Here is a 14,969-nt window from a genome sequence, read left to right on the forward strand (position 1 = left end):
CCGACGGAGGCGATCAACGGGCGGCTCGAACACCTCCGCGGCTCAGCGCTCGGCTTCCGCAACCTCACCCACTACATCGCCCGGTCGCTGCTCGAAGCCGGAGGATTCAGACCCGCGCTACACCCTCAATCGTGAAGAGCCAGGAAAGACTCCGGGCCAGCCGCAGACAGCGCACCTGACGCCCTGATCTAACGCAGTTCAACGATCGTTCTCCAGCACAAGACAGAACTGCTTGCGGCACATACCCTAGGGGGGTACGGTATAAACGTGAACGGTTATGAGGGTAACAAGGACGACCTGCAGAAGCGTCTGCGTCGGATCGAGGGCCAGGTGCGCGGGATCGCGCGCATGGTCGATGAAGACAAATACTGCATTGACATCCTCACGCAGGTGTCTGCTGCGACGAAGGCCTTGGAAACGGTCGCTTTGTCCCTGCTGGGAGACCACCTGAGTCATTGCGTCGCGGAAGCGAGCGCCGAAGGAGGCCAGGTGGCTGCAGAGAAGATCCGTGAGGCCAACGACGCCATTGCCCGTCTCGTCCGTTCTTGATCACACCTAATCCATTTGGAGGAGCACATCATGACTGACCGCATCGACCTCGGTCTGAAAGACACCAACGCCGGCTGCGCCTGCTGCGCCACATCGGCAACGACAGACGCTCCCGCATCGACCTCCGCCGCCGTCACGAACGACGTCCTGGTCGACGGGATGACGTGCTCGCACTGCGTGTTGAGCGTCACCGAGGAGCTGACCGCCCTCGACGGTGTGGAGAACGTCACGGTCGACCTGAATGCCGGCGGTACGTCGCGCGTCACTATTCACAGCGCCGGGCCGATCGACTCTGACGCAGTGAAGGCCGCGGTCGAGGAGGCTGGCTACACCCTGGCAGGTAGCCCCGCATGAGCACGGTCGACGTCGAGCTCGATATCTCCGGGATGACGTGCGCGTCGTGCGCCACCCGGATCGAACGCAAGCTGAACAAGCTTCCCGGTGTGGAAGCGACGGTGAACTACGCCACCGAAAAAGCACGTGTTCGCGGGCACGACGTCGACCCCGCCACCCTCATCGCCACGGTCGAATCCGCCGGTTACCAGGCAGCCCTACCCGCACCGCCGGCAAGCGATGACCACGCCGAGGAAGCGCGCAGCTCGGAGGCTGACGAGGTAGGGGCGCTGCGGCGCCGGCTGCTGATCAGCACTTCACTGTCGTTGCCGGTCGCGGTGCTGTCGATGGTCCCGGCGTTGCAGTTCGAGTACTGGCAGTGGCTGGCGCTCACCCTCACCGCCCCGGTCGCGGTATGGGGGGCGTGGCCCTTTCACCGGGCCGCGGCGGTCAACGCCCGTCACGGCGCGGCGACCATGGACACCCTCATTAGCGTCGGCGTGATCGCCGCGTTCGGATGGTCCCTCTACGCACTGTTCTTCGGCGGGGCAGGCATGCCCGGGATGACGATGACCTTCACCCTCATCGGCACCCCGCAGGCCGGCGGCCACGAGATCTACCTGGAAGTCGCGGCGCTGGTCACCGTCTTCATCCTCGCCGGCCGGTACGCCGAAGCACGCGCGAAGAAGTCATCGTCGGAGGCGCTGCGGGCTCTGCTGGAGATGGGCGCGAAGCACGCCACACAGCTCGTCGACGGTGCCGAACGGACGGTGCCGGTCGCGCAGCTTGCGGTAGGAGACACCGTGCTTGTCCGACCGGGGGAGAAGGTTCCCTCGGACGGGCTGGTGATCGATGGTTCCTCCGCGATTGACGCGAGCATGCTCACCGGAGAATCGGTGCCCGTCGAGGTGACGGCTGGGTCCCGTGTGGTCGGCGCGACGGTGAACGTCGGCGGTCGCCTCATCGTCGAAATCACCCGGGTCGGCGCGGACACAGAGCTTGCCCGGATGCGCCGGCTGATGGAGGAAGCCCAAACCGGCAAGGCCAAGGTGCAGCGCATCGCGGACCGCGTGTCTGCCGTCTTCGTCCCCATCGTCATCGGACTGGCCGTGGCCGCGTTCCTCGGCTGGACAATCGCCGGAGCCTCGCTCGAGCTGGCGTTCACCGCGGCGGTCGCCACCCTGATCATCGCGTGCCCCTGTGCGCTCGGGCTCGCCACCCCCACCGCGTTGCTGGTCGGAACCGGCCGCGGCTCCCAGCTGGGCATTCTGATTCGTGGACCGCAAGTGCTGGAGCAGACCCGCACCGTCGACACCATCGTGCTCGACAAGACCGGCACAGTCACCACCGGTCAGATGACCGTCACCGACATCCGCCCCGTCGCCGGTGTCACCCGGGACGAGCTGTTGCGCGTTGCCGCCGCGGTCGAGGCAGGATCTGAGCACCCGGTCGCCCGTGCCGTCACCGCTGCCGCCCCCACGGGCGCCTACGCAGACAGCTTCGCGTCGCACGCCGGGTTCGGCGTCCAGGGGCTCGTGGACGGATCCGCCGTCGTTGCGGGCCGGGCGTCCTGGCTGGCGGAGCAGTGGGGCATCCACCCGCCGGCCGAAGCCGCCGCCGAGCTGGGGGCTCTCGCCCGAACCGGTACCGCGATCGCGGTCGGTCGCGACGGGCAATACCTCGGCGCGATTGGGGTGGCCGATACCGTGAAGCCAACCAGCGCCGCCGCGATCGCCCGCTTCCAGGCGCTCGGGTTGCGCCCGGTGCTGCTCACCGGCGACAACACCACCACCGCCGCACGGATCGCCGCGGAGGTCGGCATCCTCGACGTGCGCGCCGAGGTCACGCCCGCTGGAAAGCTCGATGTGATCCGCCAACTTCAGGACGACGGGCATGTGGTGGCGATGGTCGGTGACGGCGTTAACGATGCCGCCGCTTTGGCCGCCGCCGACCTCGGCCTGGCCATGGGCGGAGGCACGGACGCGGCGATCGCTGCCAGCGACATCACGATCGTCTCCGGCGATCTCACCGTTGTCGCCGACGCGATCCGCCTCTCCCGCCGCACTCTCGGCACCATCAAGGGGAACCTGTTCTGGGCGTTCGCGTATAACGTCGCCGCTATCCCGATCGCGATGGCCGGCCTGCTCAATCCTCTCGTCGCCGCAGCGGCGATGGCGTTGTCGTCGGTATTCGTCGTGACCAACAGCCTCCGGCTGCGCCGGTTCCGACCCGACCCGGCATCCGCCCCCACGAGCCCCGTTCCCGTGCCCCAACCGGCCTGACCCGTACCGCCGCACCGGCGCACCCAGCGAAGGAGGCTCCAATGAGCCAGCACGACCACCACAACCACTCCGACCACCAAGCCCACCGCGCCCCAGCGGCCACCGCCCAACACGATCACGCGGCAATGGGCCACCCGCACAGCGAAGACGACCGGGCACCCGCCGCGGGATACTCCGGGCACGGTCACGCCGACCATGGCGGACATGCCGGCCACGGGGACCATGTGGCGAGTTTCCGTCGACTGTTCTGGATCATGCTGGTCTTGGCGGTTCCGGTTGTCGGGTTCTCGATGATGTTCGCGATGCTCATCGGGTACGAGCTTCCTGATGCGGCATGGGTGGGCTGGGTCTCTCCGGTGCTGGGCACGGTCATGTACGTGTGGGGTGGCACCCCGTTCCTGACCGGCGCGGTCAGTGAGCTGCGGGCACGCACGCCCGGGATGATGCTGCTGATCGCCCTCGCGATCACGGTCGCGTTCCTCGCTTCCTGGGGTGCGAGCCTCGGGGTCCTCGATCACGAGCTCGATTTTTGGTGGGAGCTCGCGCTGCTGATCGTGATCATGCTGCTCGGGCATTGGATCGAAATGCGTTCGCTCGCGCAGACGACGTCCGCTCTGGACTCCCTTGCCGCGCTCCTGCCCGATGAAGCGGAGAAGGTCGACGGGGACAACACCGTGACCGTCGCGCCGGCGGACCTGCGAGTCGGGGATGTTGTGGTCGTCCGCCCCGGTGGGCGGGTTCCCGCAGACGGGCGGATCGTTCAGGGCTCAGCGAGCATGGACGAGTCGATGATTACCGGCGAATCTCGTCCCGTCCGCCGCAGCGACGGCGACACGGTCGTTGCCGGGACCGTCGCGACCGACTCCGGCGTGCGAGTAGAGATCACTGCAGTGGGGGAGGACACTGCTCTCGCCGGGATCCAGAAGCTGGTCACCGATGCGCAGAACTCCTCATCTCGCGCCCAGCGGATCGCGGACCGTGCGGCCGCGTGGTTGTTCTGGTTCGCCCTCGGCGCCGGTGTGATCACCGCGATCGTGTGGACTCTGGTCGGGTTGCCCGACGATGCGGTGATCCGCACCATCACTGTGCTGGTGATCGCGTGCCCGCACGCGCTGGGTCTGGCGATTCCCCTCGTGGTGTCTATCGCGACCGAGCGGGCCGCCCGCGGCGGTGTGCTCATCAAGGACCGACTCGCGCTGGAAAGCATGCGCACCGTGGACACGGTCCTGTTCGACAAGACCGGCACCCTCACTAAGGGCACCCCGGCTGTTACTGCGATCGAGCCCGCAGGTGACATCACCCCGGACGAGCTGCTCACTCTCGCCGCAGCGGCAGAGTCCGACTCCGAGCACCCGCTGGCCCGCGCGATTGTGAACGCCGCGAAAGAGAAGCAGCTGCGCCTACCTGCCGCGACCGACTTCACGTCGTCGCCCGCAGTGGGGGTGCGTGCGCAGGTGGGGGGACGGGCCGTGCAGGTCGGTGGACCGTACCTGCTGGAACAAGCAGGCGGCTCAGAGCTGCCGGCCGCGGATGAGTGGCGCAAGGAAGGTGCCATCATCCTCCACGTCCTCATCGACGGGCAGGTCGCTGGTGCACTACGCCTGGCCGACGAGGTCCGGTCCGAGTCGCGAGCGGCAGTGGCTGCCCTCCACGACCGGGACGTGCAGGTGGTCATGATCACCGGGGACGCCGACGCCGTCGCTGCGTCCGTCGCAGCGGAACTCGGCATCGACCGGTACTTCGCCGGGGTGCGCCCCGAGGATAAGGCCTCGAAGGTGAAGGCGCTGCAGGACGAAGGTCGGAAGGTCGCGATGGTCGGTGACGGCGTCAACGACGCTCCCGCTCTCGCCCAAGCCGACGTCGGTATCGCCATCGGCGCGGGCACCGATGTCGCGATCGCGTCGGCGGGGGTCATCCTCGCCAGCGACGACCCCCGTTCGGTGCTGTCGGTAATCGAGCTGTCACGAGCGAGCTACCGGAAGATGAAGCAGAACTTGTGGTGGGCGGCGGGATACAACCTGCTGTCCGTGCCGCTGGCCGCGGGCATCCTCGCGCCGATCGGGTTCGTGCTGCCGATGTCGATCGGTGCGATCCTGATGTCTCTGTCGACGATCGTTGTCGCGCTGAACGCGCAGCTTCTACGCCGACTGGACCTCACCCCCGACACGGTCAGCCGCCTGTAGCAGCCGCCAGTAAAGAGGCGGACTACGTTGGACGGTAGGGAAGGAAGGAGGGGAGCATGTCGCTAATCACGCTCGCGGATGCCATGGGACGCACGCGCACGCTCACCCGCACCTTCCTCGTGACGATCGCGATCACTGCGGGGATCGTCGCGGGGCTGCTTGCGATGCACTCCCTGAACAGCCACGCCACCAGCACCGGTCACCTCGACACCGTTGCGACTGCGCCTGCCGCCTCGCACCACGCTCAGGACGCCGCTCCGGTCGGGGAACCGGCGGCGGGGGAGTGCGGTGACTGTGCCGGTGGGCACGACACCATGATGTGGTTGGCGTGCGTGCTCGCCCTGCTCGTGACCGTGCTGATCCTCGCCCGCATTACCGGGAATTGGCGGACCACCGACCCCGAACGCGGATCCCTGACCGTCTCGTCGTGGCCGGGTTGCCTCGCACCGGTGCCTCCACCCTCATTGATCGTTCTCTGCATCAGTCGCACCTGAGGATGCCGCTGCCTGCCCCCGCGCAGGCACGGCTCACCCTGCCCGCTGGGCGGGAACCTCATTGACGACTTTTGGAGAACCTCATGAAGATCCGTACTGCGGCGACTGCCGCGCTCGCCCTGACCACCGCCCTTATCCTCGCCGGCTGCTCCGACACCGGGAACGCCGGGGGTGGCATGTCTGGGATGGACCACGGCGGCTCCAGCAGCAGCGCCGCCCCTACCGCTGACGCATCTGCGAACGCGAACGACGCGGACATCATGTTCGCGACGATGATGATCCCGCACCACCAGCAGGCCATCGAGATGTCCGACGTGTTGCTGAGCAAGGACGACATCGACCCACGGGTTGTTGACCTCGCCGATGGCATCAAAGCCGCCCAGCAGCCCGAAATCGACACGCTCAACGGCTGGCTGCAGGAGTGGGGCGCCGACACCTCCGGCACGGACATGGATGGCATGGATCACGGCGGAGGGATGATGAGCGAAGAGGACATGCAAGCCCTCGACGCGGCGACCGGCACCGAGGCGGCCAAGCTGTTCCTGGAGCAGATGATCGAGCACCACAACGGTGCAATCGAGATGGCTCAGGAAGAAGTCAACAACGGGCAGAACCCGAACGCGACCGCCCTCGCGCAGAAGATCGTCGACGACCAGACCGCCGAGATCGCTGCGATGGAGGACATCCTCGCCGGCCTGTGACCGGCAGGAGTGGGGCGGCGCCCGCGCCGTCCCACTCCTCGATTCCCGCTGCGCAAGGCCAACACCATGACACACCTCCCTCTTCACTCCGCCCTGCCCTCATCCCGCACGCTCACCCGTTGCCGTTCCCTCGCCGCCGTCACCGCGATTGCGGTCGGAGCTCTCACCCTCGCCGGATGCGCCTCATCCGAACCGGAAGTGACATCACCAGCGCCTGTGGCCACCACCCACGTGCACAGCATCGTGCCTGCCCCGGATGGAAACGGGTTCCTCATCGGCACCCACGAAGGCATCTACACCGCCACCGAGGACGGCCAGCTCGGTGACCCGGTCGCCGGCCCCGTGTTCGATGCGATGGGTCTGACCTCGATCGACGGCACCCTGATCGCCTCCGGTCACCCCGGGCCCGACACTCCTCCCGAACTCGGCGCCCCGCACCTGGGCATCATCCGCAGCACCGACACCGCGCAGTCCTGGCAACCCGTCGCCTACACCGGCGAGAAGGACTTCCACGTCCTCGCCGCCGGCCCTAGCGGCACCCTGTACGGCATCACGACCGACAACCCCGACATCCTCACCAGCACCGACCAGGGCCAGACATGGGCACCCGCCGGCAGCGCCCTGCCGGCGTTCAACCTGACCGTCGACGCAGATGAACGCCTCATTGCATCCACTCCCGACGGACTACAGGTGAGCCTCGACGGCGGGGGCCGCTTCGTCCCGTGGGACGGTGCCCCACTCATCGCACTTCTCAACACGTCCCCCGACCGGCAACGCATTGTCGGGATTGGCAGCGGCAACACCCTCTGGGTCGCGCAGGCAGGATCACAGGCGTGGGAGCAAGTGGGCGTTGCCCCAGCCACCCCGCAGGCCGTTGCGATTACCGACACTGGCGACATCCTTATCGCCGGGGAATCGGGGCTCACCGCGCTACCCGTCTCCGAGCAGTTGACTTCACCGAACTGACCGACCATGACGGACATCCAGAGCGTCACTGACGACGTCCCATGCGGTTGCGGCCCCACTGCGGAAGAGGCCCGCACGCTACGTGGGGGAATCACTCGGAGGCGCGCGCTCAGCGCCGGCGCGATCGGGGTCTTCCTCGCCGCGACCGGAGCCAGCCTCGCTCCGTCAGCATTCGCCGCGGAATACCCCACCTGGGATGACGTCGAAGAGGCTCGGAACAACGAGGCCGCGAAGGGCGCCGAAGTCACCCGAATTCAAGGGCTGATCCGATCACTCGAGCAGGACGTGGACACGAAGCAAGCCGAAGCCGACCGGCTCGGCCAAGAACATGTCCTCGCTCTGGAGGCCTACGAGGACGCCGTCGCGCGCGCCGAGTCCCTCCAGCAACAGGCCGACGCCGAGTCGGCCCGGGCCGACGCTGCCGCGGCCAAGCTTGGTGCCCTCGCGGCTGACCAATACCGCTCAGGGAACACCGATCCGACCCTGGACCTGTTCTTTTCCGGCTCCGCCGGTTCCGCAGAGGATCTGCTGTCCCGGTTGGGGTCGATGGACCGTCTCGTCGACGCGAACCGGGAGGTCTACGCCGACGCTGCTGGCGCTCGCGACAGCGCACGCCACCTCAGCGATCAAGCTCAGGTAGCTCGCGACGAACGTAACCGCCGGGAGGCGGAAGCCGAACAGAAGATGCAGACGGCGCAAGCAGCGGCGCAGGCAGCCCTGGCCGCGCTAGCTAGTCAGAACGGGTACCGTGACGTGCTCGACGCTCAACTCGCAGCCCTTCAAGACACAACATCCCGCACGATCAGCCAGTACCAGGCCGGTGTGGAAGTTCGACGCAGGGAGCGCGAGGCGCGCATCCGCCGTGTGCGGGAAGCAGCGGCTGCCCGCGCTCGCGAAGAAGAACGACGCCGCCGCGAGGAAGAACGGCGCCGACAAGCCCCAAACAACGTCGGAGCCGGAGGCGAAAGCTCCAGTAGCGGGGGCGGCGGGGGAAGGTCCAGTCCTCCGGGTGGGTTCGACCGGCGCACGGATGGATCAGCTCGTGGTTCGGAACCCGCGGCAGCATCTGCCGTAACGGCTACTGCACCCGCGCCGGCCACCGGGGGATTGACTTCGCGAGCAGCTGCGGATCCCCGATCTACGCCGCGTACCCCGGCACCGTCATCTTTGCTGGATACAGCGGCGCATGGGGCAACTACATCAAGATCCAGCACGCAGACGGCACGGTCACTGGGTACGCGCACATCATCAACGGTGGCTACAACGTCAACTACGGGCAACGAGTGCGCGCCGGTCAAGTTATTGCGTACATCGGCAGCACCGGCGCCTCCAGCGGCTGCCACCTCCACTTCGAGGTGTACATCGGCGGCGTCCGGGTTGACCCTGCCCCCTTCCTCCGAGCACGAGGGGTCGCAGTTTGAACCACCCCACGCCCGGACCGCCCGCGGGCACAACTGTTCGCCGCTCGGAGGCAGCACCTGGCGAAGAGCGAACATCTGCCCTGGAGCATGCGTTGCAACTGCGTGCCTTCGATGGCCGGATGACCGTTACGCAGAGGGCAGCCCACATTGCCGTGTACCTGGAGCTGGCGCGAGAGCTCGATACACGCGACGCGCAGTCCGAGGGTGTATCGCCTGACCTGTGCGCGTGGGACGCTACGGTCATTCAGGCCGCCGACGCGTGCCGGGAAGTTGCGGTGATGCTCGGCCAGGCCACCGTCGAGCTGGCCGCGGTACGGAATACGGTGCGGCGGCGCCTTTCCGCGATCTTGTCGTGTGGCGACATCTGCGGACCACACAAGGAGGCCACTGCTTCTTGCGCACGGCGAGTGGACATCGCCAGACGAGGGGCGAAGGCTTGCGCGGACCTCATTTCATGCATCTGAGCAGCCTTCCCACCGCGGTCGCACCGGTAACGATCGTTTCCGGGCGAGCCGAGGCTGCGTCAACCGGCCGCCGTGAACGTTGGCCGTATTGAACCTGGTTTACGGCCGCCATTCATCGACAGACCTCAACCCCCTACCTCGACCCTCGACCCCGCTCTAGGGTGACCGCATGTCGGGGAAGGCCCCCGAAGGAAGGAAAGCAGCCATGACTGTTGCAGATCAGATGCTCGCCACCCACCCGAAAGTCGGTTTCGCCGCAACCCAGGACGCCCTTCTGCGCTGTATCGAGGCATGCGCCGAATGCGCCCAGGCATGTACCGCCTGCGCGGACGCATGCCTCGGAGAAGACATGGTCGCGGAGCTCGTTACATGCATCCGGAAGAACTCGGACTGCGCAGACATCTGCGCCGCCACAGGTGCAGTGCTCTCCCGCCAAACCGCACCGGATGTTGCAACGGTTCGCGCCCTGCTCGAAGCCTGCCGCACCGCCTGCGCGTCCTGTGCCGCCGAGTGTGAACAGCACGCAGACATGCATGAGCACTGCCGCGTGTGCGCCGAATCCTGCCGCCGCTGCGAGGAGGCATGCACCGACCTTCTCGCCGCTCTCTAAAGCGGCCCAGGTTCGCAGTCCTCCTGCGAGCACTACCCGCCATTGGCGGTCGCTGACGGGACGGTCGATGCCGCAATCGCCCGCCCCGTCACCGTCGCCGCACCCCCTCCCATCCGAACAGGAGACGTCATGACCGCGAACGACCACCCCGATCCCAAGCAGAACGACCAAAGCGCAGCGACCGACGATCACAGCCAGCAGGGTCATTCCAAGCCCTGGAAAATGTATCTCCGATTCGGGGCGATGATCCTCACCGGGATGGTTGTCATGTACTGGGTGATGTTCGTCGGCTCCTGGGAGTGGAGCCACATCCGCTTCAGCGAAAGCCGCGTCTTCATGGCCCTGACCATGGGCGGTGCGATGGGGTTGGTGATGCTGGCGTGGATGCTCAACATGTACAAGAGCGTCAAAGCGAACATCGCCGTCGCCACAGTTAGCGTCCTGCTGCTCGCCGGCGGAGTCGCGCTTGACCGCAGTCAGATCACCGTGGACGACACCGCCTGGATGAACGCGATGATCCCCCACCACTCCCTCGCCATCACCCGCTCCGAACGTGCACAGATCCAGGACGTTCGCGTCTGCGAACTCGCCGCCGAAATCAGCGCGGCACAGCGCAACGAAATCCTCGAGATGAACTGGCTCATCGACGACATTTCGAGCAATGGAATCGCTGAAACCCCAGAAGAGGCGCAGGCCCGTCCCGCCCCGACGTTCGATGAGACAGCCCTGCGAGGATGCCCCAACGAGTAGCTGCTCTCAATCTGCCCTTGTCGGAGTGTGATGACGCTGGAAGCGAGCCTCACCACGTGGTGTCAAAAACGATCGTTTGCGGCGCGGTGAGTGAAGGCACACCAGATCGAATGCCAGAAACGTGCGCCGTAAGCGGGTTTCGGTAGGCGTATTCGGTGGGGTGTGAGCCGGATGTACTTACACCCAGGCCCCAGAGATGTCGCCTGGGGTGAAGCCGTTCCAATAGGTCATCAATCACTGTATAGTTCAGTGTGTGCTGACTATTTCCTCACGCCTCGATGTCATGAACCGGCTCGGCCGGGCCATGGCCGATCCCACGCGTTCCCGAATCCTAATGTCTCTGCTCGGTGGACCGAGCTACCCGGCTGTGCTCTCTCGTGAGCTGGAGCTGACGCGTTCGAACGTGTCGAACCATCTCACCTGCCTGCGTGACTGCGGGATTGTCGTTGCCGAGCCGGAGGGTCGCCAGACTCGTTACGAGATCGCCGACCCGCATCTTACGGCTGCGCTCGTCGCGCTCGTGGACGTGACGCTGGCGGTCGATGAGCACGCGCCGTGCGTGGACTCTGCGTGCACGGTGGCTGGCTGCTGTGGGACGGGGGCGGACGCGTGAGCGCGGCGTGTGGCTGCGAGCATGAGCCTGCCCAGCCTGCCACTGCGGCGGAGGATGAGACCGAAGAGGTTGTGCGGCCCTGGTGGAGGGACCGTGGGATCATGGTGCCGGTCTTCTCCGGTGTCGCATTCCTGGCCGGTCTGATCCTTGAATGGTCCGGCCTCGAGATCCCGGCGCTGGTGTTGTTCTGGGCCGGTCTGCTCCTCGGTGCGTCGACGTTCACGCCCGGCGCGATCCGGAAACTGTTCAAGGGCAAGCTCGGTATCGGGCTGCTGATGACGATCAGCGCGATCGGCGCGGTCATCCTCGGCTACGTGGAGAAGGCTGCGGCTCTGGCGTTCTTGTACTCGATTGCTGAGGCGCTCGAGGACAAGGCGATGGACCGTGCCCGGGGCGGGCTGAGGGCGCTGCTGAAGCTCGTGCCGGAGACAGCGACCGTGCTGCAGAACGGCGTCTCTGCGCAGGTGCCCGCGAGAGAGCTGACGGTCGGCCAGGTCATGGTGGTCCGTCCCGGCGAGCGGATCGCAACCGACGGGATCGTCCGTTCTGGCCGCTCCAGCCTGGACACCTCGGCGATCACCGGGGAGTCGATCCCCGTCGAGGTCGAGCCCGGCGATGCGGTGTCGGCCGGTGCGATCAACAGCGCCGGCGCGCTGGAGGTCGAAACGACCGCTGCGGGCACCGACAACTCGCTCACCACGATCGTGGAGCTGGTCGAGAAGGCGCAGACCGAGAAGGGCGAGCGTGCACGTCTCGCGGACAGGATCGCCCGCCCGCTCGTACCCGGCGTTCTGATCCTCGCAGCGCTCGTCGCGATCATCGGGTCGCTGCTGGGCGATCCAGAGGTGTGGATCACCCGCGCGCTTGTCGTGCTGGTCGCCGCTTCTCCGTGTGCGCTGGCGATCTCGGTGCCGCTGACGGTCGTCGCCGCGATCGGCGCAGCAAGCAAGTTCGGCGTGATCATCAAGTCCGGCGCCGTCTTCGAGCGCTTCGGCACGGTCCGCCACGTCGCGGTCGACAAGACCGGCACCCTCACCCGCAACGAACCTGCGGTCACCGCGGTGCTCACTGCGAACGGCGTGACCGAGACACAGGCGCTGGCCTGGGCGGCCGCACTGGAGCAGCACAGCACGCATCCCCTTGCCTCTGCGATCACCGCCGCGGCCCCGGGCACACCGGCAGCTGCAGATGTGACCGAGCAGGCCGGGCACGGCATCGACGGCACTGTCGGCGGATCGAGAATCACCGTCGGCAGTCCTCGCTGGCTGGACGCGGGCGACCTCGGGAAGCAGGTCGCGGAGTTGGAGGAGCAGGGCATGACCGTCGTGATCGTCCACCGCGACGGAACCCCCGTCGCCGCGATCGGCGTCCGCGACGAACTGCGCCCTGAAGTCCCCGAGGTAGTCCGGACGCTCACCAACCAAGGCGTCGGCGTGACGATGCTCACCGGAGACAACGCCCGCACCGCTCGTGCACTGGCCGCGCAGGCCGGGATCAGCAACGTGCGCGCGGAACTGCGTCCCGAGGATAAGGCAACCGCGATCGGCGAGCTGTCAAAGGCGGGGCCGGTCGCGATGATCGGCGACGGAATCAACGACGCACCGGCCCTCGCTGGCGCAGACATCGGTATCGCGATGGGCGCCACCGGCTCCGACGCGGCAATCGAATCCGCCGACGTGGCCTTCACCGGCCATGATCTGCGCCTCATCCCGCGAGCGTTCGATCACGCCCGCCGCGGTCGACGGATCATCAACCAGAACATCATCCTGTCGCTGCTGATCATCACTGCACTGCTCCCGCTCGCGCTCTTCGGCGTCCTGGGGCTCGCGGCCGTCGTCCTGGTCCACGAGGTCGCGGAGGTCATCGTGATCCTCAACGGTCTGCGCGCCGCACGCACCCGCACGCCACGACTGGAAAGCTGATGCTCGCAACTATCGGTTCAGCGATCGGCCTGTTCGCGGCAACCAACATCGACGACATTGTCGTGCTCACCGTGCTGTTCCTGGCTTCCAGTCGAGGGAAGCCCCGGCCGTGGCAGATCGTCGCGGGCCAGTATCTCGGGTTCATCACCCTCGTCGTGATCAGCGTGATCGCCGCTCTCGGTCTCACCATCGTTCCGGACGAATGGGTCGGTTTCCTGGGTCTGATCCCGCTCGGCATCGGCATCTGGACGCTCATTCGCGGCCTGCGCCGTAACAGCGATGACGATGATGACGACTCCAAGATCACCGCGGTCGGACTATGGGGCGTCGCAGGGATCACGATCGCCAACGGGGCCGACAACATCTCCCTCTACACGCCGATCTTCCGCACCAGCGCCCCCAGCGACGTCGCGATCATGATCGTCGTATTCCTGATCCTCGTCGCGGTCTGGTGCGCGGCCGGCCGGCTGATCGGCACCAACAAGGCTGTTACCGAGGGGCTGGAGCGCGTCGAGCACTGGCTCGTACCGGCCGTGTTCATCGGCCTGGGCCTGTTCATCCTGATCGAATCTGGGGTCATCGTCCGTCTGATCGAGGTGCTCGCATGACCTCCTCCCAGTCAGAGGCTCATCCGCCCGCTGCGCGCAAGCTGTCGTCGACCCGGCGGCGGCAGCTCACTGGTGGAGCGCTCTTGATCGCCGTGGTCGTCGTGCTGATCGATCAGGGAACCAAGGTGTGGGCCGAAGCGACCCTCACCGACCGTGAGCGCATCCCGCTGATCGGTGACCTGCTGGGTTTGCAGCTCGCCTATAACCCCGGAGCGGCATTCTCCTTCGGGGAAGGCTTCACCTGGGTGTTCGCGCTGCTCGCTGTCGCCGCCACGGTCACAGCGATCGTGTTCGCGTTCCGAGTGCAACGCGTGAGATGGGCGATCGTCATCGGCGCGCTCGGCGGCGCTTCCGCCTCACACGCAGGCGACCGCCTTTTCCGGGACCCCGGATTCGCCCGTGGTCACGTCGTGGACTTCCTCGCCTACGGAAACTGGTTCATCGGCAACATCGCCGACATCGTAATCTTCGCCGCAGCGATCACCGGAGCAGTTTTCATGATCCGCGCCGGGGATGAGAGCACCGAGTGAGATCCGTTGTGCGGTGGTGGGACACCCATCAACTCGCCCTCTACATCGGCGCGATCGCCGTGGGCAGCCGTTGAGTGAGTTCACGCTTAGGCAGGCGGGCGGTCGCGATGTAGGCGCAGAGCCACCCACCAGCCGCATCGTCGACAGATGAAAGCGCGATCGTCTCCGAGTGCGTGCAGCTTCTTGCGTGGCAGATGTCGCCCGCAGCACGTGCACGCAACGTCCTCGTCAGTCGCCATGAGCGGAGAGCGCCTCTCGTATCTGTTCAACCGTTGGCATCCCGGCCAGCCCAGCAGGGGTGCTGTAAATACGGCAGGCGAGGTCATTGCTTCGCCCCGACCCCGGAAAGAGATCGTTGCCATCCAGGGTGATCGTGGGGGAGCCCGCGAACGAGACTGCGCCCGCGTCCTCCTCCGTCCGGATGAGTCGGTAGTGAACCTCTGATTCGTCGTGGCCTGTTTCTCGTAGCGCCTCAGAAACACGACGGCCAGCCTCAACCCAGCTGGGGCAACCGGCGATATAAAGCAGCTCAATCTCCACGAC

17 protein-coding genes and 1 pseudogene are annotated in these 14,969 nt (G+C 66.5%); 16 read left to right on the forward strand and 2 right to left on the reverse strand.

The window, feature by feature from the left end; translation table 11 throughout:
* The 8 genes and pseudogenes from ACHFGS_RS07415 to ACHFGS_RS07450 all read left to right on the forward strand — a co-directional run.
* A pseudogene (locus ACHFGS_RS07415) lies at window positions 1-135 on the forward strand (ISL3 family transposase); the annotation flags it as partial.
* Between the two features lie 132 nt (window positions 136-267).
* Window positions 268-549 (forward strand): metal-sensitive transcriptional regulator, encoded by a 282-nt coding sequence (locus tag ACHFGS_RS07420; RefSeq protein ID WP_064003442.1) that lies wholly within the window; start codon window positions 268-270, stop codon window positions 547-549.
* 30 nt (window positions 550-579) lie between these two features.
* Entirely contained in the window at window positions 580-903 is a 324-nt protein-coding gene (locus tag ACHFGS_RS07425; RefSeq protein ID WP_064003443.1) for a heavy-metal-associated domain-containing protein, read from the forward strand.
* Complete coding sequence (locus ACHFGS_RS07430; protein WP_394279603.1) at window positions 900-3,164, forward strand: heavy metal translocating P-type ATPase; 2,265 nt, start codon at window positions 900-902, stop codon at window positions 3,162-3,164. The genes ACHFGS_RS07425 and ACHFGS_RS07430 overlap by 4 nt, the downstream gene beginning before the upstream one ends.
* Before the next feature lie 41 nt (window positions 3,165-3,205).
* Complete coding sequence (locus ACHFGS_RS07435) at window positions 3,206-5,347, forward strand: heavy metal translocating P-type ATPase (protein WP_394289317.1); 2,142 nt, start codon at window positions 3,206-3,208, stop codon at window positions 5,345-5,347.
* Between the two features lie 56 nt (window positions 5,348-5,403).
* The gene (locus ACHFGS_RS07440) at window positions 5,404-5,841 is read left to right on the forward strand and encodes a DUF6153 family protein (RefSeq protein ID WP_394279605.1); all 438 of its coding nucleotides are present in this window, start codon (window positions 5,404-5,406) and stop codon (window positions 5,839-5,841) included.
* Between the two features lie 83 nt (window positions 5,842-5,924).
* Window positions 5,925-6,542: a DUF305 domain-containing protein gene (locus ACHFGS_RS07445; protein ID WP_394279606.1), complete on the forward strand. Its 618-nt coding sequence runs from the start codon at window positions 5,925-5,927 to the stop codon at window positions 6,540-6,542.
* A gap of 216 nt (window positions 6,543-6,758) precedes the next feature.
* A complete protein-coding gene (locus tag ACHFGS_RS07450) occupies window positions 6,759-7,508 on the forward strand; it encodes a hypothetical protein (RefSeq protein WP_394279607.1) in 750 nt (249 codons plus the stop codon).
* Between the two features lie 270 nt (window positions 7,509-7,778).
* Here the strand turns inward: ACHFGS_RS07450 and ACHFGS_RS07455 are convergent, their stop codons facing one another.
* Entirely contained in the window at window positions 7,779-7,964 is a 186-nt protein-coding gene (locus tag ACHFGS_RS07455; RefSeq protein ID WP_394279608.1) for a hypothetical protein, read from the reverse strand.
* Window positions 7,965-8,644: 680 nt separating this feature from the next.
* On the opposite strand from ACHFGS_RS07455, the gene ACHFGS_RS07460 reads away from it, so the two are divergent.
* The 8 genes from ACHFGS_RS07460 (at window position 8,645) to ACHFGS_RS07495 (ending at window position 14,426) form a co-directional block, all read left to right on the forward strand.
* Entirely contained in the window at window positions 8,645-8,929 is a 285-nt protein-coding gene (locus ACHFGS_RS07460; RefSeq protein WP_394279611.1) for a M23 family metallopeptidase, read from the forward strand.
* Window positions 8,930-9,048: 119 nt separating this feature from the next.
* Entirely contained in the window at window positions 9,049-9,393 is a 345-nt protein-coding gene (locus ACHFGS_RS07465; protein ID WP_394289318.1) for a hypothetical protein, read from the forward strand.
* 205 nt (window positions 9,394-9,598) lie between these two features.
* Window positions 9,599-10,003 (forward strand): four-helix bundle copper-binding protein, encoded by a 405-nt coding sequence (locus ACHFGS_RS07470; protein WP_082886195.1) that lies wholly within the window; start codon window positions 9,599-9,601, stop codon window positions 10,001-10,003.
* Between the two features lie 129 nt (window positions 10,004-10,132).
* A complete protein-coding gene (locus ACHFGS_RS07475; protein WP_394279609.1) occupies window positions 10,133-10,753 on the forward strand; it encodes a DUF305 domain-containing protein in 621 nt (206 codons plus the stop codon).
* Between the two features lie 253 nt (window positions 10,754-11,006).
* The gene (locus tag ACHFGS_RS07480) at window positions 11,007-11,366 is read left to right on the forward strand and encodes a helix-turn-helix transcriptional regulator (protein WP_036275916.1); all 360 of its coding nucleotides are present in this window, start codon (window positions 11,007-11,009) and stop codon (window positions 11,364-11,366) included.
* The gene (locus ACHFGS_RS07485; protein WP_394279612.1) at window positions 11,363-13,288 is read left to right on the forward strand and encodes a heavy metal translocating P-type ATPase; all 1,926 of its coding nucleotides are present in this window, start codon (window positions 11,363-11,365) and stop codon (window positions 13,286-13,288) included. Before ACHFGS_RS07480 ends, ACHFGS_RS07485 begins: the two co-directional genes overlap by 4 nt.
* Window positions 13,288-13,896 carry a cadmium resistance transporter gene (locus ACHFGS_RS07490; protein WP_036275918.1) on the forward strand — a complete coding sequence of 203 codons (609 nt, stop codon included), beginning with the start codon at window positions 13,288-13,290 and terminating at the stop codon, window positions 13,894-13,896. The genes ACHFGS_RS07485 and ACHFGS_RS07490 overlap by 1 nt, the downstream gene beginning before the upstream one ends.
* On the forward strand, window positions 13,893-14,426 hold the full coding sequence (locus tag ACHFGS_RS07495) for a signal peptidase II (protein ID WP_029264099.1): 534 nt from the start codon (window positions 13,893-13,895) through the stop codon (window positions 14,424-14,426). The genes ACHFGS_RS07490 and ACHFGS_RS07495 overlap by 4 nt, the downstream gene beginning before the upstream one ends.
* Window positions 14,427-14,654: 228 nt before the next feature.
* Here the strand turns inward: ACHFGS_RS07495 and ACHFGS_RS07500 are convergent, their stop codons facing one another.
* On the reverse strand, window positions 14,655-14,966 hold the full coding sequence (locus tag ACHFGS_RS07500; protein ID WP_029153956.1) for a hypothetical protein: 312 nt from the start codon (window positions 14,964-14,966) through the stop codon (window positions 14,655-14,657).
* Between the last annotated feature and the right edge of the window lie 3 nt (window positions 14,967-14,969).

Origin of the sequence: Microbacterium sp., from assembly GCF_043427715.1 — a bacterium.
Taxonomy (GTDB): domain Bacteria; phylum Actinomycetota; class Actinomycetes; order Actinomycetales; family Microbacteriaceae; genus Microbacterium.